The organism is Streptomyces sp. NPDC029152 (assembly GCF_055564355.1).
In genome coordinates this window covers 152280-173592 of sequence record NZ_JBVHWR010000003.1, presented here as the reverse complement: position 1 = coordinate 173592, position 21313 = coordinate 152280, and the positions used below count along the sequence as shown (strand labels likewise).

18 protein-coding genes are annotated in these 21313 nt (G+C 72.5%); 16 read left to right on the top strand and 2 right to left on the bottom strand.

The window, feature by feature from the left end:
• The first annotated feature begins 27 nt into the window (after positions 1-27).
• From mpaB to rfbB, 16 genes are all read left to right on the top strand, one after another.
• Positions 28-1089: a daptide biosynthesis RiPP recognition protein gene (gene mpaB / locus ACZ4V6_RS07425; protein ID WP_467823490.1), complete on the top strand. Its 1062-nt coding sequence runs from the start codon at positions 28-30 to the stop codon at positions 1087-1089.
• A gap of 4 nt (positions 1090-1093) precedes the next feature.
• Positions 1094-1939, top strand: coding sequence for a daptide-type RiPP biosynthesis methyltransferase (mpaM, locus tag ACZ4V6_RS07420; RefSeq protein ID WP_467823487.1), 846 nt, complete (start codon positions 1094-1096; stop codon positions 1937-1939).
• Positions 1936-3234 carry a daptide-type RiPP biosynthesis aminotransferase gene (mpaD, locus tag ACZ4V6_RS07415; RefSeq protein WP_467823484.1) on the top strand — a complete coding sequence of 433 codons (1299 nt, stop codon included), beginning with the start codon at positions 1936-1938 and terminating at the stop codon, positions 3232-3234. The genes mpaM and mpaD overlap by 4 nt, the downstream gene beginning before the upstream one ends.
• On the top strand, positions 3231-4457 hold the full coding sequence (gene mpaC, locus ACZ4V6_RS07410) for a daptide-type RiPP biosynthesis dehydogenase (protein ID WP_467823481.1): 1227 nt from the start codon (positions 3231-3233) through the stop codon (positions 4455-4457). The genes mpaD and mpaC overlap by 4 nt, the downstream gene beginning before the upstream one ends.
• Before the next feature lie 91 nt (positions 4458-4548).
• Positions 4549-4719, top strand: coding sequence for a daptide-type RiPP (locus ACZ4V6_RS07405; protein WP_467823479.1), 171 nt, complete (start codon positions 4549-4551; stop codon positions 4717-4719).
• Positions 4720-4781: 62 nt separating this feature from the next.
• Entirely contained in the window at positions 4782-4952 is a 171-nt protein-coding gene (locus ACZ4V6_RS07400) for a daptide-type RiPP (protein ID WP_467823476.1), read from the top strand.
• 193 nt (positions 4953-5145) lie between these two features.
• Entirely contained in the window at positions 5146-5883 is a 738-nt protein-coding gene (locus tag ACZ4V6_RS07395) for an ABC transporter ATP-binding protein (protein WP_467823474.1), read from the top strand.
• On the top strand, positions 5876-6622 hold the full coding sequence (locus ACZ4V6_RS07390; protein WP_467823472.1) for an ABC transporter permease: 747 nt from the start codon (positions 5876-5878) through the stop codon (positions 6620-6622). The genes ACZ4V6_RS07395 and ACZ4V6_RS07390 overlap by 8 nt, the downstream gene beginning before the upstream one ends.
• Entirely contained in the window at positions 6619-8292 is a 1674-nt protein-coding gene (mpaP, locus tag ACZ4V6_RS07385) for a daptide biosynthesis intramembrane metalloprotease (protein ID WP_467823470.1), read from the top strand. The genes ACZ4V6_RS07390 and mpaP overlap by 4 nt, the downstream gene beginning before the upstream one ends.
• A 42-nt stretch (positions 8293-8334) precedes the next feature.
• Positions 8335-10953, top strand: a complete 2619-nt coding sequence (gene lanKC / locus ACZ4V6_RS07380; protein WP_467823467.1) for a class III lanthionine synthetase LanKC — start codon at positions 8335-8337, stop codon at positions 10951-10953.
• Between the two features lie 88 nt (positions 10954-11041).
• Positions 11042-12340: a YcaO-like family protein gene (locus ACZ4V6_RS07375; protein WP_467823464.1), complete on the top strand. Its 1299-nt coding sequence runs from the start codon at positions 11042-11044 to the stop codon at positions 12338-12340.
• Between the two features lie 56 nt (positions 12341-12396).
• Positions 12397-13059 carry a GOLPH3/VPS74 family protein gene (locus tag ACZ4V6_RS07370; RefSeq protein ID WP_467823462.1) on the top strand — a complete coding sequence of 221 codons (663 nt, stop codon included), beginning with the start codon at positions 12397-12399 and terminating at the stop codon, positions 13057-13059.
• A 201-nt stretch (positions 13060-13260) separates the two neighbouring features.
• Entirely contained in the window at positions 13261-13890 is a 630-nt protein-coding gene (locus ACZ4V6_RS07365; RefSeq protein ID WP_467823459.1) for a helix-turn-helix transcriptional regulator, read from the top strand.
• Between the two features lie 442 nt (positions 13891-14332).
• Complete coding sequence (locus ACZ4V6_RS07360; RefSeq protein ID WP_467823457.1) at positions 14333-15400, top strand: glycosyltransferase family 2 protein; 1068 nt, start codon at positions 14333-14335, stop codon at positions 15398-15400.
• Positions 15397-16464, top strand: coding sequence for a glucose-1-phosphate thymidylyltransferase (locus ACZ4V6_RS07355; protein ID WP_467823455.1), 1068 nt, complete (start codon positions 15397-15399; stop codon positions 16462-16464). The genes ACZ4V6_RS07360 and ACZ4V6_RS07355 overlap by 4 nt, the downstream gene beginning before the upstream one ends.
• A gap of 47 nt (positions 16465-16511) precedes the next feature.
• The gene (rfbB, locus tag ACZ4V6_RS07350) at positions 16512-17471 is read left to right on the top strand and encodes a dTDP-glucose 4,6-dehydratase (RefSeq protein ID WP_467823452.1); all 960 of its coding nucleotides are present in this window, start codon (positions 16512-16514) and stop codon (positions 17469-17471) included.
• A 560-nt stretch (positions 17472-18031) separates the two neighbouring features.
• Here rfbB and ACZ4V6_RS07345 read toward each other — a convergent pair.
• On the bottom strand, positions 18032-20416 hold the full coding sequence (locus tag ACZ4V6_RS07345; protein ID WP_467823449.1) for a hypothetical protein: 2385 nt from the start codon (positions 20414-20416) through the stop codon (positions 18032-18034).
• A gap of 86 nt (positions 20417-20502) precedes the next feature.
• On the bottom strand, positions 20503-21183 hold the full coding sequence (locus ACZ4V6_RS07340) for a hypothetical protein (RefSeq protein ID WP_467823446.1): 681 nt from the start codon (positions 21181-21183) through the stop codon (positions 20503-20505).
• Positions 21184-21313: the final 130 nt, after the last annotated feature.

Sequence of the window (21313 nt, the reverse complement as noted above, 5' to 3'; positions counted from 1 at the left end):
GGGGTGGAAGACGTGGACGGGAACCGTATGTCCGCGGCCCGACGGCACCTGATGTCCTGGGGGGTGGGACGGGCGCTGCCCGGCCGCCCCGGGGGACGGCACGCCGGTGCCGCGACGGTGGTCCTGGAGAACCCGCGGCACCTGGCCGAGGTGCTCGGATCGGACCTGGCCGGCCCGCACGCGGTGGTCCTCGCTCCGGGCAGGGTCCCAAAGACCCCGGACGTCCCCGGCCCCCTCGTCGTGGGGTACCAGGGGTCGCTGAGCGAGCCCGGGGGCGACCTGTCCATCGACGACTCCTTCTTCCTCCAGACCCAGGACTACGCGACGTCCGCCTACATGTCGGTGATCGGCGCGACCCTGGTCCGCGTCACCGAGGAGGCGGACTTCGAGGCCTTCCTCGCCGACGCCGACCGGGCCCGTGCCGAGGGCGACTTCGCGGCCTTCGTGACCGACCCCGCCGTCCAGCTCGCGGACGTCTCCGCCCTGGGCGCCGGACCGGCCGGGGACGGCCCCGCGACCCGGCTGTACGTCGGGCAGGAAGGCGAACTGTCCACCTCGCCCGGTGGCAGCCGGCTGGGTCTGCTGGGCGACGGCTTCGCCTCCGTCGCGGCCGCGTGGGAGCAGGCCAACGCCGCGACCGCACACCCCTGCGCGGTCGCCCTGGGCGACACCGTGCCCGAGGACGTCCGCGCGGCCGCGCTCACCGAACGGCCCTGGCTGGGAAGGTACCTGGCGGCACTGGCCGCGGTGCGGGAGCTGCGGGCCCGGGGGCTGGACGGCGTACGGGTCTCCGGCTTCGGAGGCCGCCTCGCCCCGGCCGGCCCGCCCGGTGCCGCGGACGCCGACGACAGCGGGCTGCCGCTGCTGCTGTGGACGGACGAAGCCGCTTACGTGCACGCTCCCGCGGCGGGGCGGACCTTCCGGGTCGGCCCGGAGGCGGGCGTGCTCGTGGAGACGCTGCTGGTGTGCGGCTCCCTCGACGCCGCCGCCGAGCACGCCGACCGGGACCGCCTGAGCGAGGTGGAGTCCTTCTTCGCCGCCGCCGGCGTGCCGCTGCGCTCCACCGGGCTCCTCGGCGCGGGGGCGTGAGACCGTGGCCGTCGCGCTGAGACCTTCGGACGTGCCGGGCCGGGCCGGCGAGCTGCTGGCCGAGCTCGGTGACCGGGCCGAACTGCACGATGTGTACGACGAGACCGGCTCGCCGATCTACCACGACTTCTCCGTGAGGGACACGCACGAGGTCCGCGAACTGGTCGGCCTGGTCAGGCGGACGCCGGGCGACGTTCTCGAACTGGCCGCCGGTTCCGGCCGGCTGACCCTGCCGCTGCTCGCGCTCGGCAGGGAGGTGACCGCCCTGGAGCTGTCGGACGGCATGCTGCGCCTGCTCGACGAGCGGCTGGCGCAGGCACCCGGCCGGCTGCGGGAGCGCTGCGTCCCGGTGCGGGCCGACATGAGCTCCTTCTCGCTGGGCCGCCGGTTCGAGGTGATCGTGCTGGGCACGACCTCGGTCTCCCTGCTCGACGAGGAGGGCCGGGCCGGCCTGTACGCGGCGGTGCGGGAGCACCTCGCGCCCGGCGGCCGGTTCCTGCTCTCCACGGCCGACATCGTGACGTCCGGCGCCCCGGGCCCCGACGCCGGGGGGGCCGCGGCGGAGGCGGAGACGGAGGCCGTGATCGAGGCGGTCGGCGTCAGCGGACGCGTCTACCGGATGCACGACCACTGGCCGGCCGGGTCCGACACCCGCACCGTCACCATCTTCCCCGCGACGGCCGGCGACGAGGGCCCCGTCACGGTGTGCACCACCACCGTCGGCGTACTGCCCGCCGACCGCCTGGAGACCGAACTCGCCGGCGCGGGACTGACGGTGCTGTCCAGGCACCCGCTGCCCGGCACCGGGCGCTACCGCGACGTACTGCTGGAAGTGGGAGTGACGGCATGACGGACAACGGCACGGGAACGGCTCCCGGCCCGGCCCTGTGGCCCTCGATGCTCGTTCCGGAGCGGCACGGCGACGACGGACTGTGCGCCGTGTCGGCCCAGGGCGTCCGGATCCGCTTCGCCGACGGCCGCGAGCTGCTGTGCGGCTCCAGCGGACTGTGGAACACCAACCTCGGCTACGGCAACCGGGCCGTCGCCGAGGCGGCGGCCGAGGCCCTGCGCGAGGCCTCGTACCTCAGCGTCTTCCGGTACGAGAACGTCTACGCCCGCCGGGCGGCGGCGGCCCTGATCGACGTCTGCGGCGCGGACCACTACCAGCGGGTGCTGTTCTCCACCTCCGGAGGCGCGGCCAACGACCTGGTGATGAAGGTGGCCCGGCACTACCACGCGCTGCGCGGCCAGGACCGGCGCAAGGTCGTGGTCGGCCTGCGCGGCGGCTACCACGGACTGACCTTCGGCGGCTTCGCGCTGACCGGGGACAACCTGGGGCAGCAGCTCTACGGCGTCGACCAGCGGCTGGTGCGGCACGTGGCGCCCAACGACCCGGACGAGATCCGGGAACTGCTGGACCGCCAGGGCGCGCACGTCGCCGCCGTCGTCGTCGAGCCGGTGCTCGGCTCCGGCGCGGTCCCGCTCACCGGGGAGTACGTCGCCGAGCTCCTGCGCCTGCGCTCGGAACACGGGTTCCTGCTCGTCGCCGACGAGGTGGCCACCGGCTTCGGCCGGACCGGCAGCTTCTTCGCCTCGCACCGCTGGCCCGGGCAGCCGGACCTGCTGATCACGTCGAAGGGGCTCACCAACGGCACCAGCGCCGCGGCGGCCGTCGTCGCCTCGCACGAGGTGGCGGACGCCTTCACGGACGCCGGTTCGCTGCTCTCCCACGGGGAGACCCAGGCGGGCACTCCCGTCACCTGCGCCGCGATCCTCGCCACCGTCGAGGAGATGCGGCGGCTGGACGCGGTGGCCCTGGGGCAGCGGCTGTCGGCCCGGCTCGACACCGAACTGGAGCGCCTGACCGCCGAGCACCCGCGGGTCTCCGGAACCACCGGGGAGGGCTGCTTCCGCTCGGTCCGCGTGACCACGGCGGACGGCCTGCCGCTGCCGCAGACCGAGGTCCCCGCCCTGGTGGCCGCGATCCGCGAGGCCGGCGCCGTCGTCCACCCCGGGGTGAACGGCATCCAGCTCCTTCCCGCGCTGACCTACACCGAGGCGGAGCTGACCGAGCTGCTGGAGTGCGTGCGCACCGGGATCACGGCGTACACGGCGCATCCGGCGCCGGCGGGGGCGGCGACATGACCCTCGGCTGGCACTGCCCCACGGTGATGGCGTACGGCGGTGACGGGCTCGCCCGATGGCTCGGCACCCGGCCGGAACGCTCCGTCGCCCTGCTGCTGGACGGCGGCGTCGCCGAGGCCGGCATCGCGGGCTCGGTCCGGGCGCGGATCGAGCGCGGCGGCCGGACCGTGCGGACGGCCGTGGTCACCGGCCCCGGTTCGCCGCGCGACGTCACCGAGCTCGCCCGGCGGCTGCGGGACGCGGACCTGGTGGTCGCGGTCGGCGGTGGTTCGCTGCTCGACCAGGCCAAGCTGGCGGTCCTGCTGCGGACGGACCCCGACGCCCTCGCCCGGCTCACGGTCCCGCAGCGCGGCGGACTGGTCCTGCTGCCGAACGACCGGGCCCGCGGACCCCGCCTGGTCGCCGTGCCCACGACGCTGGGCACCGGCTCGGAACTGAGCGCCGTCGCCTGCCTGGAGCACGAGCGGGGCAAGCGGCTGGTCATGGGCGAGGCGCTCCGGCCCGACGCCGCGGTGATCGACCCCGAGGCGACCGCGACGCTGCCCGCGGAGCTCGTCGCGGAAGGCGTCCTGGAGGTGCTGTTCCGGATCTGCGGCACTTACGCCGGCGACCACCGGGACCGGCCGACCGAGGACGCCCTGGCCCAGGCGCTGGCCGAACGGGCGGTGCGGCTCGGCAACGAGGTGCGGGCCCGCCGGGCCCTGGGCCGGGCGGCCGGCGACCGGCTGCGGACGGAGATCGCCAAGATCAGCGGCCTCAGCCACGCGGGCTGGGTGGTCCTGGGCCGGCCCCCCTACGCGGGCAAGGGCTGGTACCTCGCCAACGAGCTGTCGACCGAGCTGGGACTGCGCAAGATGACGGCGGTCGCCGCCCTGCTGCCGCCCCTGTGGGGGGCCGTCGCCGCGGGAGACGCGCGGCTCGGCTCGGCGCGCAGGCTGGACGCGCTGTGGCAGCGCCTGCGCGCGGCCGCCCTCGACCCGGCGGGAGAGGGGCCGCCGGCCCCGCCGCTGCCCGAGGACCCGGCCGCGGGGATCGCCGCGCTGATCGACTCCTGGGGGGTCGGACGGCGGATCACCGCGGACCCCGGCCGGCTCGCCGTCGTCGCCCGGCGCAGCGTACGGGCGTGGGGCGCGGGGCTGCCGATGCTCGACGGACTGAACGCCGCCGACGTCGAGGGCCTCCTGGCACGAGCGGTATCCGATTCGACGCCGGTCAGTCACTGACCGCCGGATCCACCGAGACTTCCGCGGGTGACGGGCCGTCGCCCGGTGCCCGCGGATGAACAGCACATATGTGGAAGGGGGGTAAAGAAAAATGCAGAACTCTGCCGAGCTGGACAACACTCCGGCGCTCGAGCTGGGCATGCAGGAGCTGGAGGCCATGGAGGCCCCGGGCTTCTGGTCCGTGACCGGCTACATCAGCGGCGCGGGTGTCGGCGGTGCCGTCACCTACAGCATCGTCGCTTCCGTCATCGCGACGACCTGATAACCGGCACCCGGATATCGGTCCGCAATTCGAACAAGCTGCTGTGAAGGAGGTGTTGAACAATGCAGGACATCTTCGAGAAGGACGCCCCCGAGGCGCTCGAGCTGGGCATGCAGGAGCTGGAGGCCATGGAGGCCCCGGGCTTCTGGTCCAACTTCAAGGACGGTGTGACCGTCTCGGTCGCCGCCAGCGCCATCTACGGCGGTGTGGCTTCCGCGGTCGCCGTCACCTGATCCCGCCGACGCGGAGATCGACCGCACAGTGAACCCCGCCCCGGAAGGAAGTCTCGTTTCCTTCCGGGGCGGGGGGCCGGTTCCCGGCCGTCGGACACCACCGGGACGACTGAGAAGGAATTGCCATGCCAAGAAATCACAGTCCGATCGCCTGTGTGTGCCGCATCGCTGTGAACTCCCGCACGGAGAAAGTATGAGTAGTGCCGTCGTAGCAGATTTCCGGGGGCTGACCAAACGCTTCGGTGAGTTCACCGCGGTCGAGGACGTCACGTTCGAGGTGCCCGCCGGACGCATCGTCGGCCTGCTCGGCCGCAACGGAGCCGGGAAGACCACCTCGCTGCGCATGCTGCTGGGCCTCAGCGCCCCGACCGCCGGCAGCGCCACCGTCTTCGGCAAGCCGTACGCCGAACTCCCCGACGCCGCGCACAGGATCGGCGTGAGCATGGACGGCATCGGCGTGACGCCGGGCGTGACCGGCCGCCGCGACCTCAGGATCTGGGCCAGGATGCTCGGGCTGCCGCGCCGGCGGGTGGACGAGGTGCTGGAGCGCGTCGGCCTCGCCGACCGTGCCGACAAGCAGCTCAAGGGCTTCTCCACCGGCATGAAGCAGCGTCACGCGCTGGCGTCCGCGCTGCTCGCCGACCCCGAACTGCTGGTCCTGGACGAACCCGCCAACGGCCTCGACCCGGACGGGATCCGATGGCTGCGCACCTTCCTGCGGTCCCTCGCCGACGAGGGCCGCACCATTCTGCTGTCCAGCCACCTGCTCGCCGAGGTGGAGCAGACGGTGGACGACGTGGTGATCCTGCAGAAGACCCTGCGCTACTGCGGAACCCTCGCCGAGCTCACCTCGGACGGCCGGCACAGCCTCGAGGACCGCTTCTTCGAGCTCGCCGAGCCGACCGGAACCGGAGAAGCCGCCCATGCGTAACCTCATAGCCGCCGAATGGTCCAAGGCGTTCACCGGACGCGCCTGGTGGTCGCTGGCCCTCATCGGAGTGTTCCTGGGGATCCTGGCGAGCAGCGGATTCGTCGCCCAGGCCGAGGAGGACATCGCCAAGGGCGTGACGACCGTCGAGGACGTCACCGACCAGGTGGTCCGCTCCTGGTTCATGCTGCTGCTGTTCTCCGCCCTGCTCGGAGCGGTCCTCGTCACCAGGGAGTACAACTCCGGGGCCATCGGCAGGTCCGTGCTGCTGAGCGGCGGACGCGACCGCCTGCTGGGCGCGAAGCTGCTCGTGGGCACCGGCATGGGCGTCGTGTTCGCCCTGCTCGCCACGGGCCTGGCCGCCGTCTCCCCGGCGGTGTTCCTCTCGGCCTCCACCGACCTCGACCCCGCCTGGACCCACGAGACGACGCTGACCCTGGTGGGTGTCTTCACGGTCACCGTACTGGGCGCCCCCTGGGGGGTGCTGCTCGGCTGGATCATCCGCAACCAGACCGCCGCGGTGGCGACCCTGCTCGGTCTGACGCTCTTCGTCGACGAGGCGCTGCTGCGGCTGCTGCCCTCCGTCGGCAGGTTCACCGTGACGATCGCGATGAGCTCGGTCTACCGGGACGGCAAGCCCGAACTGCTGTCCGTGCCCGTCGCCCTGGTCGTCATCGGCGCCTGGCTGGCCGTCGCCGGTTACGCCGCCCGCAGGCTGTTCCTCACCCGGGACGTCGTATGAGGCGTGGACGGGCGGGATCGGGCGCGACGCTGACGCCCGAGCGGGAGAGCGCCCTCCTGGAACGGCCCCAGCTGGCCCCCGACGTGCAGCTCCACGAGCCGGTCGCCGACGACGCGCCCTGGGTCGTCCAGCGCGGTTCGCAGCAGTACATCCGGGTGGGGGCCGACATGGCCCGGCTGCTGCGCGTGCTGGACGGCGAGCGCGACCGGCCCCGCCTGGTGGAGACGCTGGGGGCGCCCTGGACGGAGGAGGCCGTCGGGCGGGCGGTCGAGAGCCTGCGGAAGATGCGGCTGCTGGAGGACGGGCAGCCGCACCGGCCCGGCAACACCTGGTTCAAGTTCGTTCCGCCGCTGACCTTCCAGTTCACCGTGGTCAAGCCGGAACGCATGCTCACCGCGCTCGTGCCGCTGCTGCGGCTCGTGGCCAACCGGGGCGGCGCGGTGTTCGCGGCCGTCCTCGCCCTGGGCGGCGTGCTGTCCCTCGCGTTGCAGGCACCGCACCTGCGGCAGGCCCTGGGCGCCCCGCTCCCGCTGGGCGTCCTCTTCGGGGTCGCGTGCGCCTCGGTCGTCGCGACCGCGCTGCACGAGATGGGCCACGGGGCGGTCCTCACCCACCACGGGGGGCGCCCCAGCCGGATGGGAGTGATGCTCTTCTACCTGACGCCGGCGTTCTTCTGCGACGTCTCCGACGGCTGGCGGCTGCCCCACCGGGAACAACGCGTCCAGGTGGCGCTCGCCGGCGTGGTGACGCAGATGGTCATCGCCGGGTCGGTGGCGCTCGGCGCGTCCGGGGTCGGCGCCGCGTCCGGTGACTCCGGCCTGCGCGACGGCATGCTGGTGTTCGCCGTCTCCACCTACGTGACGGGCCTGCTCAACCTCCTGCCGCTCGTCAAGCTCGACGGCTACATCGCGCTGATGACCCATCTGGACATCTCGCACCTGCGGGACCGGACGATGACCGACGCGCGCCGCTTCCTGGCGAAGGTCCTCTTCGGCGGCCGGTACGCGCGCGAGCTGCCCGGACTGCGGTGGTCGGTGCCGTTCGGCCTGGCCTCCATGCTCTTCCCGGTCTACCTGATCGCGACGGCGTTCGCCCTCTGGCTCGACATGCTCCAGGGCATCGGCCTCATCGGCGCGGCACTGGTGCTCGCCGGCGTCGTCTACCTCGCCTACCGCCTCTTCAACGGCGCGCGGCTGCTGCTGCGCGAGGCGCGCACGGCCGGCGCCCGGATGTGGCGCGTGTGCGCCGTCGCGCTGCTGGTCGCCGCCGGGGCCGGGGCGACGCTGACGACGGTGACCGTGCCGTACACGGTCACCGGCGGCTACGTCGTCGAGGACGGCAGGGCCTCGCTCGTGCTGTCGGACGCGGCCGACCTGGACGCGGTCGCCCCGGGCTCGCGGGTCACGCTGTACCGGCGCGGAATGGTGACGCGCACCGAGGTCGGGACCGCGGCCGTGGGCCGGGGGGAGGCCGTGAAGGACGTCGCCCCGCTGTCCGCCTTCGTGCCGGTGCGGGAGGGCGACTCCCTCCCCGTGCCCGCCGTGCTGCTTCCGCTGTCCGTCACCGCCGGGGCTCCGGCCGAGGACATCGGGACGGCCCGCGTGGCGGCCGGCAGCCGCTCCCTGGGCGAATGGCTCTACCTCTCGTACATCGCCCCGGCCGCCCGCTGACCCGCCCGCACCGGACCAAGGGAACAGGACTTCATCGGCATCATGGACATCATCCGGCATCTGCACTTCTGCCCGCCCGGTACGCCGTTCTTCGACCTGCCGGCCCGGTCCGCCGCGGCCGAGGACGACTTCCCCCTCGTCCACGACGAGCTGCCCGGGGGCTGGGGCCGCGCACCGGGCAGCGAATGGGTGGTGCTGTCCCCGCCCGGTGTGACGCTGCCGCGGCAGGGCTGGAAGATCCACGTCTCGGCGACCCTGGAGAACGCCGGTCACATCCTCGACGTGGTGGCGAAGTACTGCGTCACCGAGCGGGTGATGTTCAAGTTCATCCGCAGCCGGGAGCTGCTCCAGAGGCGCAACAGCAAGTACGGCGACCGCAGCGGCAGCGGCAAGTTCGTCACCGTCTACCCGCTCGACGACCGGCACTTCGAGCGGATCCTCCACGAGCTCGGCGACCTGCTGGACGGCGAGAGCGGGCCGTACATCCTCAGCGACCTCCGATGGCGCTCCGGCCCGCTCTACGTCCGCTACGGCGGCTTCGTCCTGCAGGCGGTGCGGACCGAGTCGGGCGAGCTGGTCCACTGCATCGAGGACCCCGAGGGCCGGCTGGTCCCCGACCGGCGGGGCCCCGGGTTCCGGCCGCCCGAGTGGGTGACCCCGCCCGCCTGCCTGGCCGAGGCGATAGCCGCCCGCAACGCGGGCACGCTGAGGGACTTCCCGTACCGGGTCACCAAGGCGGTGCACTTCTCCAACGGCGGCGGGGTGTACCGGGGCACGGACACCCGGGACGGCACCGAGGTCCTGCTGCGCGAGGCCCGCCCGCACGCCGGCCTCGACGCGGACGGACGCGACGCCGTCGCCCGCCACGAACAGGAGCACTGGGCGCTGCGCCGGCTCACCGGCCTGCCCTGCGTCCCCCGGCTGATCGACTACCGCAAGGGCCACGAACACTACTTCCTGGTCCGGGAGTACGTGGAGGGGACGGCGCTCTCCAAGGAGCTCGTCCGGCGCAACCCGCTGCTGAAGGCCGTCGGCTCCGCGGAGACCGTCGCCGAGTACACCGCCTGGGCCCTGGACGTGCTCGACCAGATCGAGCGGGGGATCGACGCCATGCACGACCGCGGTGTCGTCTTCGCCGACCTGCACCCGGGCAACCTCCTCGTCCGGCCCGACGGCCGGGTCGTCTTCATCGACTTCGAGACGGCCGGCACGCCGGACGCCACGACCGCGCAGACCATGGGCGCGGTGGGGTTCATCGCCCCGGCCGGTCACACCGGGTTCGCCATCGACCGCTACGCGCTGGGCTGCCTGCGGCTCGCGCTCTTCGCCCCGCAGGTGGCCGTGCTGCCCTGGGGGCCGGAGAAGGCGGACCAGCTGATCGACGTCATCACCGCGTACTACCCGGTGCCCGGGGACTTCGCGGAGCGCGTCCACCGCGATCTGGGGACGGCGCCCCGTCCGGCGGTCACCGGGGGGAGCGACGGCGGCGGCGAACGGCGCGCGGAACCGGTGTGGGACGCACCCGGCCCGGCCGGCCGGCCCGCGCTGCTGCGGTCCCTGGCCGACGGCCTGCTCGCGACCGCCCAGCCGGGCCGCGACGACCGGCTCTTCCCGGGCGACGCCGAACAGTTCTTCACGCCGGAGGGCGGGCTCGGCCTCGCCCACGGCGCCGCCGGAGTGCTGTGGGCCCTCGGCGAGGCGGGAGCCCGGGTGCCCGAGGAGCACCTCGACTGGCTCGCCGGCAAGGCGCGCGCCCTCGAGGACCCGCGGCCCGGCCTCTACGACGGACTCGGCGGTATCGCGTACGCCCTGGACCGCCTCGGCCGCGGGGCCACCGCCCGCGAACTCCTCGGCCGGCTCCTCGAAGCCCCCCTCCGCGGCCTCGACCACAGCCTCCACGGCGGCCTCGCCGGCGTCGGGCTGACCCTGGTGCACTTCGCCGGGGCCGCGGACGACCGCGGACTGCTGGACCGGGCGGGCCGGATCGCCGAGCGTGTCGTCGACGGCCCCCCGGCGGTCCCCGAGGGCCCGGGGAGCGGCCCGGGAGCGGGGCTGCTGCGGGGAGAGTCGGGCAGTGCCCTGTTCCTGCTCCGCCTGTACGAGCGGACCGGTGACACCGCCCTGCTGGACCACGCCGAGGCGGCGCTGCGCCGTGACCTCGCCGACTTCGGCTGGACGCCGGGGGCGCCGTTCGCGGACGGCACCACGGGACGGCTGCCGCTGATCGCGTCCGGCAGCGGCGGCACGGGCATGGTGCTGCACGACCTCCTCGCGCACCGTCCGGACACCGAGCTGGCCCAGGCGCGCGACGCCGTCCTCGCGGCGACGGAGCTGCCCTTCGTCGCCCAGGCGGGTCTGCTGAACGGGAGGGCGGGCGTCATCATGGCGCGCGCCCACCTGACGCACGCGCCGGACCGCCGGGACACCGCTCCCGGCCGGGGCTTCCGGGCCGGGCCGGAGCACACCATGGGCACCGACCCGGTGCAGCACCGGCACGTGGCGGGACTCGGCCTCAACGCCGTCCGCCACCGGGGCGCCCCCGCCTTCCTCGGTCAGGAGTCCCTGCGGGTCTCCTCCGACCTGGCGACCGGCACCGCCGGCGTGCTCCTCGCCCTCCGCGCCGCGTGGGGCGACCGCCGCTGCCGGCTGCCGTTCCTCTGACCGTCCCCGGGGGAGGGCGCTCCCGGCCGGGACCGCCCTCCCCCTCTCCCGCGCGTCCGCCCCGTCGCCTCCCGGCAGGAACCCCTCGATGATCGATTTCTTGGCCACCCTCGAACCCAGCAACGGACTGGCGGAGAAGTCCGGGATGCTTCCCCCCGCACCGCCGGCCGACCCGCTGTGGAAGGCCCTCGTCAGGCTCTCCTGCGGCGCCGACCGGCCCGAGAACACCGCGCAGGCGCTGTCGCCGCGGGTCGTCGGGGCGTACGGGCACTCGCGCATGGACGCCCTGGTGCGCGGCGCGGGCGAAGCGGTGGAGCGGTACGCGCTCTTCCCGCAGCCGGAGTCGCTCCCCGGCGCCGTCCGGGCCGCCCCGAGCGCCCTCGGGGACCGCGCGCTGTCCTTCGCCGGTCCCGGTGTCGCCCTCGGCGACGCGCGGGTCACCGAGCGGCCCCTGACGTGGTACCCGGCGCGGCGCCTTTGCGACGGCGCGGAGGTCCTGGTGCCCGCGGGCCTGGTCGACTACCCCGCGTCCGCCGAGGAGGCGGAGGGCTTCGACCCGGGCCCCTCGGGGGCGGCGTCCGGACAGGGGTACGACATGGCGCTGCGCTCGGCCCTGCTGGAGACGGTCGAACGGGACGCGCTCCTCGTCGCCTGGGAACGCCGGCTGCGCCCGGCGCGCGTCGACGTCGGCGCCATCGAGGCCGGCCGGGTGCGCAGGGGCAGGGAGAACGCGCACTGGCGGAGCCTGCTGAAGCTCTGGGGGGCCGCCCGGGAGGCCGGGCTCGTACCGGTCCTCGCGGATCTGCCGACCGGGGTGCCCGGCGTGGTCTGCACCGTGGGGGTGGTCATCGACGAGACGGGCCCGCAGCCGCTGGCGACCGTCGGCTGCAACGCCACGGACCAGGTCGGCTGGAGCATGCTCGGGGCGCTCCAGGAGGCGCTCCAGATACGCTCGGCGGTGGTGGACCAACGTGAGAGCCGCGGCTACGGCGAAGCCCCGGCGGAGATCGAGGACGACGACGACCGGCTGCGGTACGTGGCGTCCCGGCGGTGTTTCGACCTCGTCGGCGAGTGGGTCGAGGGCTTCGAGGAGGCCCGGGCCCCCCGCACGACGCGGGCGGTGACGACCTCCGCCCTGCTGGAGGGGCTGCTCGCCGACGGCGCCGACCCGCTCGCCGTCGACCTGACCGGCCGGCTCCCGGCCGCCGTGCGGGAGATGGGCTGGGCCGCGGTCAAGATCGTCCCGGTCGGATACCAGCAGTTGCGGATGGCGGAGTCCCACGGCTTCAGCTGGAACACGGAGCGGCTGCGAACGGCCGAGGCCAGGACGGGCCTGTCCGCCGCACCGGGACCCGCGCCCCGGAGCCGCCCCCACCCCCTGCCGTGAGCAGGAACGTTTCACAGACCGAGTTTCGCGGACCAGCAGAAGGAGAGACCCCACTCATGGAGACCACACTCGGCGAGCAGATCATGCTCCTGTCGCTCGACGACACCACCGGCGCCCCCCAGTTGCAGTCGCAGTCCGAATACATGATCGCCAGCGCGTCCGTGCTGGAGCTGGCGCTCGCGGACCGCGTCCGCATGGAGGACGGCCGCCTCGTCGTCACCGACCCCACCCCGCTGGGCGTACCGGCGCTGGACGAGGCGCTCGCGCGGATCGCCGGGGCGGACGAGCCCAAGGACGCCCAGACGTGGATCTTCGAGCTGCGCGAGGAAGCCGTCGACGGCGCGCGTCAGGGCCTGCTGGACAAGGGCGTCATCCGCGAGGAGCGGACCCGGCGCTGGGGGATCTTCCCCACGAGCCGCTACCCGGAGGCCGACGGATCGGTCGAGGCCCGGGTGCGCCGCGAGCTCGCGGCGGTGGTGCTGGAGGGCGAGGAGCCCGACGCGCGCACGGCCGCGCTGGTGGTGCTGCTGCACACCGGCGGACTGCGGGACCTCGTGTTCGCCGACGCCGACCGGGCCGCCGTCGACGAGCGCATGGCGGAACTGGCCGAGGGGCACTGGGCCGAGCCGGTCATGAAGCAGCTCATCGACTCGGTGTACGTGGCGCTGTCGACCTACACGGCGTCCACGACCGTCACCATGATCAATGCGGGCAGCTGAGGGCCTGTCGGGTGAATCGGGCGGAAGCGGAGGCGGCTACCTCAGTTCTTCCTCAAGTCATTTGCTCCGCCATCACTTTCCGTTGAAGAGGTAATGAGCGCGTGTTAACTTCCCCATCGATGATCAAAGTTGTGCGGGGGCGTAACCGACTTTGACCAATTTGGTTCTTCCCCTGCACTGTGACCATAGTTCGGGGGAAGTATGGAACGCATCGTTCTCGGCATCAGCACCCCTTCGCAGCGGCGCCGCATGACCGAGGCGCTGGCCGGCCTCGGGTGGCTCGTCTCGGGGAAGGACGACACCAGGCACGCGCCGGTGAAGCCCGTGAAACCGGCCGACGTCGCCATCGTCGAAAGCGCCACGGTGGACGCCGACCCGTCGCTGGCCGAGTGGGGCGAGCGGGTCATCGTCCTGGTCGACGGGCGCGGCGACGCGTTCTGGCGGTCGCCCCGCTACGCCCGGGTGGCCGGGATCGTCGACCGCGACGACCCCGACCACGGTTATGTCAGGGCCGTGCGCGAGGTGTTGAACGGACGTGGCTGGATCTCGCCCGAACTCGTTCCCACGCTGCTGTCCGGCCGGGCCGGCCACGTCCGGCCGGCGGAGCCGCCCGCGGCCGAGATCACGCAGCTCACCGGCCGGGAACGGACGGTGGCCGTGCTCGTCGCCGAGGGCCTGTCCAACTCGGAGATCGCCGAGCGGCTGACCATCGAGCGCAGCACGGTCAAGTTCCACGTGTCCAACGTCCTGCGCAAACTGGGCTGCCGGGACCGCGCCCAGGTCGCGGCCCTGTGGCACTCGCAGGCACTGCCGGTCCACTACGCGGCTTAAGGGCGCCGTCCGGATCGCGCCGGGCCGCGGGTCCGGCACGACCGTCCGCGGCGTCGCCGTCGGTGGCCGGGGCTTTCGCCCCGTCGCCCTCCTCCGCCTCGCGGCCGCACGCCCCGGAGCACGCCCGGGCCGGCCGCGCGGCACCGTCGCCCGGAGCCGGCCCGATCCGGAGGACACCCCGGCCCGTCCCCGCCTCGGGGCGGGGGACGACTCGACCTCCGGCGGGCGCGCCCGCGCACCGCCGGGGGCTAACTTTGCGACAAGCGCCGCAGCGTGTCCGCTCCGTGCGCCGAGACGATTCCCGCGTCGCCCGGCCGTCGTCCGTCGCGGGGACCGCTCGTCCGGTGTTCGCCCACGGCCGTTCGCGACAGGGAACCGACGGGCGCGGACACCGGTGCGATGGCAAAGAACTCCCGGTCCCACGACGCGGAAAGTTGCACAGATGGAGCATGCCCCCAAGCCCCGCGTATCGGTGATCTGCCCGACGTACAACCGGTCCCGGCCGATCCTGGACACCCTCGCCTCGGTGACCGCCCAGACCGTCACCGACTGGGAGATGCTGGTGGTGTCCGACGGCAGCACCGACGACACCGACGACTGGGTCCGCCACGGCGCCCGCACCGATCCACGGATCAGACTGCTGCGCACCGAACGCCACGGCCACCCCAGCGGCCCCAGGAACATCGCACTGGCCGAGGCGCGGGGCGAGGTCGTCGCCTACCTCGACCACGACGACCGGTGGCGGGCGGACCACCTGGAGGTGGTGCTCTCCCTGACGGACCGCGGGGCCGGACTCGTGGCCACGGGCTTCGAGCTGCGGGACCCCGCGGGAGCGCTCCGGGCGGCCTCGCAGCCGTACGAGATGTGCTGGCACCCGGAGTTCCAGGTCCTCGGGGTGGTCTTCGAACCGTCGCGCGTGGCCCACCGGCGCGGACTCGCGGAGCGGGCCGGCGGCTGGCGCACCGGGGCGGGCCTGGAGGACTGGGACCTGTGGCTGCGGATGACCGACACCGGGGCGCGCTTCACCACGGTGGCCGACCGCACGACGGTCCTGCTCGACGACGGCGGCACGCGCCGGCACCGGATACCGGCCCGGCACCGGCTGCCCCTGGCCGTCTTCGACGACCCCCGCGCGGCGCGCTCGATGCTGGAGCTCCTGCGCTCCGGACGCGACGAAGCCGCCTACCGGGACGCGCAGCTGGCGGACACCGAGGAGTGGCTCGCCCGGCTGGCGGCGGACGACCGCTTCACCAGGCCCCTGGGCTGGGACGGCGACCCGGCGGCGGACATCGCGCGGGCCAGACGGTCCGCGCGGGAGCTCTGGCCGGACCTCCTGGTCCTCAGGCAGCGCGACCGCTACGCCCTGGCCCAGCCGCTGCGCTGCGCCACCGCCGAACACGCCGAACGCCTCACGGCCTTGGTGCGGCGGACCCAGCCGAGGCTGTTCGCCCTCCTCGACGCGGCCGCCGCGGAGTGCGCCGGGACCCTCGCGGGGACGGGGCGACGATGAAGGCACTCGTCCTGGCCGGCGGCACCGGCACACGGCTGCGCCCCATCACCCACACCGCCGCCAAGCAGCTCGTCCCCGTCGCCAACAAGCCGGTCCTCTTCTACGGCATCGAGTCGATCGTCGCCGCCGGCATCACCGAGATAGGCGTCGTCGTCGGCGGGACGGCCGACGAGATACGCGCCGCCCTCGGTGACGGCTCGGCCTTCGGGGCCCGCGTCACGTACCTGCCCCAGGAGGCACCCCTCGGGCTGGCGCACGCCGTGCTCATCGCCCGGGACTGGCTCGGCGACGACGACTTCGTCATGTACCTCGGCGACAACTTCGTCGTCGGCGGGATCACCGACGTGGTGGAGGAGTTCCGCCGGGAGCGGCCCGACGCCGGCATCCTGCTCACCAAGGTCGCGGACCCGTCGATGTTCGGCGTCGCCGAGCTCGGGCCGGACGGCGCCGTGGTGCGGCTGGAGGAGAAGCCCCCGAATCCCCGGAGCGACCTCGCGCTGGTCGGCGTCTACCTCTTCACCCCCGTGGTGCACGAGGCCGTCGCCGCCTGCGTGCCCTCGGCGCGCGGCGAGCTGGAGATCACCGACGCCGTCCAGTGGCTGGTCGACTCCGGCCACGACGTCCGCGCCACCCCCATCACCGGCTACTGGAAGGACACCGGCAACGCCGACGACATGCTGGAGGTCAACCGCACCGTGCTGGAGAGCGTGGAGCCGGCCGTCGAGGGACAGGTGGACGGGGCGAGCGAGATCGTGGGCCGGGTCAGGATCGCGCCCGGGGCCCGGATCGTGCGGTCGCGGATCGTCGGCCCCACCGTCATCGGCGCCGGCACCGTCGTCACCGACTCCTACATCGGGGCCTTCACCTCCATCGCCGACGGATGCCGGATCAGCGGCAGCGAGGTGGAGTTCTCCATCGTCCTGCGGGGATCGCGGATCGAGGACGCGGGCCGGGTCGAGGGCTCGCTCATCGGCCGCTCCGTCCACGTCTCCGGTGCCGCCCGGGCACCACGAGCACACCGCCTCGTCCTCGGTGACCACAGCCGTATCCGGATCGCCTCCTGAGCCCGCTTCCCGGGACACCCACGACACGAGAGACCGCGACACCCGCCATGAGAACCCTTGTCACCGGAGGGGCCGGCTTCATCGGCTCCCACTTCGTACGGACGCTGCTGTCCGACCCCGCGACCGAGGCAGTCACCGTCCTGGACGCGCTGACCTACGCGGGCAACCCGGCCAACCTCGCACCCGTGGCGGACGACCCCCGGCTGCGCTTCGTCCGCGGGGACATCCTCGACGCCGCACGCGTGACCGGCCTGATGGCCGAGCACGACGCGGTGGTGCACCTGGCCGCCGAATCGCACGTCGACCGGTCGATCGCCGACGGCGGCGACTTCGCCTCGACCAACATGCTGGGCACCCAGGTCCTGCTGGAGGCCGCCGTCCGCACGGGCCTCGGCACCTTCGTCCACGTCTCCACGGACGAGGTCTACGGCTCCATCCCCGTCGGCTCCTGGACCGAGGACCAGCCGCTCGCCCCCAACTCCCCCTACTCCGCGGCCAAGTCGGGATCCGACCTCCTCGCCCTGGCCTATCACCGCACGCACGGCCTGGACGTCCGCGTCACCCGCTGCTCGAACAACTACGGGCCCTACCAGTACCCCGAGAAGATCATCCCGCTCTTCATCACCAGCCTGCTCGACGGACGTCAGGTGCCGCTGTACGGGGACGGCGGGCAGGTCCGCGACTGGCTGCACGTCGAGGACCACTGCCGTGCCCTCCGGCTCGTCCTCGAGGGCGGCCGCCCGGGCGAGGTCTACAACATCGGCGGCGGCACCGAACTCACCAACAAGCAGCTCACCGAGCGGCTCCTGGACGCCTGCGGCCGGGACTGGGACAGCGTCGTCCACGTCGAGGACCGCAAGGGCCACGACGCCCGCTACTCCGTCGACTGGTCCAAGATCCGTACCGAACTGGGCTACGAACCCCGGCGCTCCTTCGACGAGGGCCTGGCCGCCACGGTGGCCTGGTACCGGGAGAACTCCGCCTGGTGGAAGGCGACCCGGGGATGACCGGAACGACCACGCGCCGAGCACCCCCGCGGGAGGAACCCGGCGAGCGGGACCGGCCTTCCCGGCACGCTCCCGCCGCCGGCCCGGGGGAACGACGTCCTGCTCGCGCTGCCGTGCCCGACGGCGGACTCCCGGGAGCGGCACGCCGGTCTCTGCGCGTCAGGTCCTCGCGGGCCCGTGAAAGCTCGGACCGCAGCCCGGGGGGCGCATGCCAGGTGGCGCACGTCACGTGAAGGAAGTGTCAGAAACGTGCCCCCCTTGGCCGCTCAGGGCGGTCAAGGGCGGCGACGCACCGGTCACTTCCTCCTTTGAGGTTCACATGAAGATGCGCCGTTCCTGGCTCTTGCCGCCGCGACGGCCGTGACAGCCCCGGCCGCTCCGCTCGTGGCCCCGGCTGCGTTCGTCCCGCCCGGGAGAAGCCGGCCGATGTCCTCTCCCGGATTTCTCCCAAGCGGACTCCGGAAACCACTCAGGGGCCCGACCCGCTGAGCGGATCAGGCCCCTGACCTGGTACTGCACTGTCGGGGTGGCGGGATTTGAGCCCACAACTCTCTTACCGGTCAGTCCAGGACCGTCTCCTGGGACTCCTCGGATTCCGGATTGTCCTCCTCTGGCGCGTGGTTCTCCACGGTCCTGCGGCGCAGGTTCTCCACGTCGGTCAGGATGCCAACCAGTAGTTTGTGCAGGTCGTCAAGTTGGTCCACCGGGACAATCGGAGTGTGGTCCCCGACTTCCGGCTCCAGGGCGTGCAGATGGTCGAGAGCGTCTCGAGCTCCCTGCACCCCGAGGTGGAGGGCCTTGCGGTGCGCGGCGGCGCGCTGGCTGGGCGGAACCGGAACGTCCTCGTCCCGGGGCCCGGGGAAGGACGCTCCGCCCACGGTCCCGACGCCTGCGCCGACGGTCCCGAACTGGAACAGTGGCGTCCCGGAGCCCGCAGCGTCGGACGTCTCGCCGGATTCGTCAGCGGGGGTCTCGCTCTGCGTCGGCTCCGTCTCGTCGTTCGACGTGGTTCCCTCGTTTGGCGCGGGCGGAGCCGGAGGCGGGATGATGACCGTCGACGGCGCAACCTTCGCCATGCGATCCGGGTCCGAGGCGGCGACGACGTCCCACTCGTACAACGGCACCGGCACGCCGTCGGCGTCGACGGCGATGTGGTCCTCCGCGTCGAGGTCGACCTTGAAGTAGATGTACGGCGGCTCGTCGGATTCGGTCGACTCCTTGCCTGTGAGGCTCTGCTTGGGCACGGAGTTCTGCGGCAGGTCGTTGCTGCGGAAGGTGTTGGCGGCCAGCGCGAGGGTCCACAGGCCGAGTTCGTTCGTCGGCTTGGAGAGCCCCTCGATGACCTTGTTCACGTCCGAACGGAAGGGAACTCCGCCCTTCTCCTTTCTGGCCCCCAGCGACGAGCCGACGTTCCTGGTCAGGAGCTTGTCGGCGATCAGCGCGACGCCGCCGGCCACCGCCAGGGTGCGGCGAGCGTCGTCGTCGCCGTTCATCGCCGGTTCGATCAGTGTGGTGAAGTCCTCGGTGGGGACCGGAGTCCAGCCCTGGGTGACGTCGGCCGACAGCACACCGCCGTTGTTCCACGCGTTGCGTGCCTGCTTGGTGACCAGCTTCTTCTTCGCGCGCCAGGGCAGGTCGATGATCGGTCCGAGCAGCTCGCCGAACCCCTTCATGCTCATGCGCTGGCCGCCCTTGATGGCCTTGGCCTGGTCCTTGAGTAGTTCAAGGAGGTCCGGCTGGGTCAGGGCGCTGACCAGGTAGACGGCACGCCACAGGGCGGTCCCGGGAGGGGCCGGTTCGCCTCCGAAGACCTGCGGAAGCTCGGTCACGGGGATGCGGCCGACGGCAAGGCCGTACACAGCCTGGAGGTCGGCTGTATTCCAGCGTGGGTCTCCCTGCTGGATGATCCGCTTCAGGGCCCGGGTGATGACCTCGACGTTCTGGGCCGCCGCGTCCCACTGCTTGAACTCGACGTGCACCGAGGCCAGCACGGAACGGATGGCGTCGTCGAAGATGTCCTCGGGCGACAGCACCCGACCGTCGTGTCCCTCGACTCCAACGGCGATCTGTGCCGGAACGACGTAGGACTGGGCGATCTGAGCGGCCCGGAGCCCCGGCGTCGCCCCCTTCATCTCGCCATCGAATTCCTGCCGCCGTACCTGGCGCCACTGCGCCCGGCTGGCGGCCAGCCGCTGCCCGAGACCGGGTCCTGCGGCCGCCCCTGCCGTAGAAGCGTTGCCAAGCAGTGCGTCGGTGGCCAAGGTGGCCACCTCGGCGGGGTCGGCGCCGTGCCCGGCCAGTACCGCCCAAGCGCTGGCGAGCCGGGTGATCCCATCACGGACGACGAGAACGTGGATCGGCTCCGTACCGTCCTCGAAGGCGATCTCGACAGGGTGGGTGATCAGGTTGCGGGTGACGGAGCGCGTGAGGATGGAGGTCGCGTAGCTGTTGAGCGACAGCGTCGCGTGGATGGTCTGCCACACGTGGTTCCGCAGGTGGACGAGGTTCTCGTAGCGGTACTGCACGATCGCACTGGGACGGCCTTCACGGGTGATCCCGTGCACCTGCGGGTCGGGTACCTCCGAGACCTCCATGCCGGTACGAGGCTGGGGACCGGGGAACAGCTCGCTCAGCAGGACACGGGTGACGACCGACCACAGCGTTGCCCCCTCGACGTTTTCGACCATCAGGAGGCCAGAGGGCTCATCCGGCGTCGGACGAAGCTGAGCTGTCAGCGCATCGGGCCGAGTTGTTGCACGCGCTATGGCGCCCCACGAGGCGTCCGGCAGCCAGGTGCTCGGATTGGCCTGGCCCGCCGCGGTCACCGCTGCGACGTGGCTGTCCGTCGAGTCGGCCGGGAGATGGGGCGAGATGTTGGTTACCCGGATCGTGTCCGTCCCCCAGGAGACGTCGATGGAAAGGGCGGTGGGTTTGCTGGTGGTCATGGGTACGGATCTCCAACGTGGTTCGAAGTGGTCTGCGGCGGTCATCACGAAGGGCGGCGAGCCCCACGAACTCGCCGCCTGGGTCGTTATGTGAAGGTTTGTCCCGAAGTGTTCTCTTCTGCCCAAGGCAACTCCGGCGGGAGCCAGGTCGGCCTGCAGCTCATATTCGGGTAACACCGGTGTTGGTAAGCGGCGTAAGCCCCGAGCTTTGCGGGTGTCAGGAACAGTTCGATCTCGGTCGCAGGGCAGGGAAGAGCCCTCAAGGCCGATGATTCCGGGGGCAGGGGTTCAAGATCCGGACCGTTCGCCGTGAGGCGGTACCAGATAATCCCGCGGCTGGTATGGATGAGGGCGAGTCCCGAAGGTCGTCCCGCGAGCCGAGTGCACAACCAGTCGAGCACGTTCCGCTCTGCCTGTCGGGAGTGCCGCTTGGGCGTGTGGGCGATGAGCAGTTTGGGGAACTCGACCAGTGCCTCGGTGAATTGTCTGGCGTACTGATGACCCAACGTCCGTGCAGCCTTGGGGTTGACGACCCGCAAGCGGGCGTCATATTCCCCCTTGACGAGTCTGCTCGGGTGTGGTAAGGGCTCTGTCTTAGGGGTGCGCAGACGGTCATTGAGGAGAGCGTCCCACCTGTGCCGGTACTTCGGGATCTCCTCACCTGTCAGTTCAAGCGCGCATATGGTCCGAAGCGGCAGCCGTCCGGAGGTACCGACGATGAAGACGGGTTCCTCACACGGGATGGGTATCTCTTCAGCGTTGCTCATCCGTAACTCCTGACAGTGCCGTTACCGAAGGGGCGTAGGTGACGAAGTACCACTAGCGTGACTGGCTGCGCTCGTTGGTACCACTGTACGGACGAACTGTGGCTCGCGCAGTCGCTTTTTATCCCCCGAT

Excerpts from the sequence above, each read along its gene's own strand:
- ACZ4V6_RS07340 (WP_467823446.1), bottom strand. The coding sequence starts at position 21,183 with ATGAGCAACGCTGAAGAGATACCCATCCCGTGTGAGGAACCCGTCTTC.
- ACZ4V6_RS07405 (WP_467823479.1), top strand. The coding sequence starts at position 4,549 with ATGCAGAACTCTGCCGAGCTGGACAACACTCCGGCGCTCGAGCTGGGC.
- ACZ4V6_RS07400 (WP_467823476.1), top strand. The coding sequence starts at position 4,782 with ATGCAGGACATCTTCGAGAAGGACGCCCCCGAGGCGCTCGAGCTGGGC.
- ACZ4V6_RS07370 (WP_467823462.1), top strand. The coding sequence starts at position 12,397 with ATGGAGACCACACTCGGCGAGCAGATCATGCTCCTGTCGCTCGACGAC.
- rfbB (WP_467823452.1), top strand. The coding sequence starts at position 16,512 with ATGAGAACCCTTGTCACCGGAGGGGCCGGCTTCATCGGCTCCCACTTC.
- ACZ4V6_RS07345 (WP_467823449.1), bottom strand. The coding sequence starts at position 20,416 with ATGACCACCAGCAAACCCACCGCCCTTTCCATCGACGTCTCCTGGGGG.
- ACZ4V6_RS07365 (WP_467823459.1), top strand. The coding sequence starts at position 13,261 with ATGGAACGCATCGTTCTCGGCATCAGCACCCCTTCGCAGCGGCGCCGC.
- ACZ4V6_RS07375 (WP_467823464.1), top strand. The coding sequence starts at position 11,042 with ATGATCGATTTCTTGGCCACCCTCGAACCCAGCAACGGACTGGCGGAG.
- mpaD (WP_467823484.1), top strand. The coding sequence starts at position 1,936 with ATGACGGACAACGGCACGGGAACGGCTCCCGGCCCGGCCCTGTGGCCC.
- ACZ4V6_RS07360 (WP_467823457.1), top strand. The coding sequence starts at position 14,333 with ATGGAGCATGCCCCCAAGCCCCGCGTATCGGTGATCTGCCCGACGTAC.
- mpaP (WP_467823470.1), top strand. The coding sequence starts at position 6,619 with ATGAGGCGTGGACGGGCGGGATCGGGCGCGACGCTGACGCCCGAGCGG.
- lanKC (WP_467823467.1), top strand. The coding sequence starts at position 8,335 with ATGGACATCATCCGGCATCTGCACTTCTGCCCGCCCGGTACGCCGTTC.
- mpaC (WP_467823481.1), top strand. The coding sequence starts at position 3,231 with ATGACCCTCGGCTGGCACTGCCCCACGGTGATGGCGTACGGCGGTGAC.
- mpaB (WP_467823490.1), top strand. The coding sequence starts at position 28 with ATGTCCGCGGCCCGACGGCACCTGATGTCCTGGGGGGTGGGACGGGCG.
- ACZ4V6_RS07355 (WP_467823455.1), top strand. The coding sequence starts at position 15,397 with ATGAAGGCACTCGTCCTGGCCGGCGGCACCGGCACACGGCTGCGCCCC.
- ACZ4V6_RS07390 (WP_467823472.1), top strand. The coding sequence starts at position 5,876 with ATGCGTAACCTCATAGCCGCCGAATGGTCCAAGGCGTTCACCGGACGC.
- ACZ4V6_RS07395 (WP_467823474.1), top strand. The coding sequence starts at position 5,146 with ATGAGTAGTGCCGTCGTAGCAGATTTCCGGGGGCTGACCAAACGCTTC.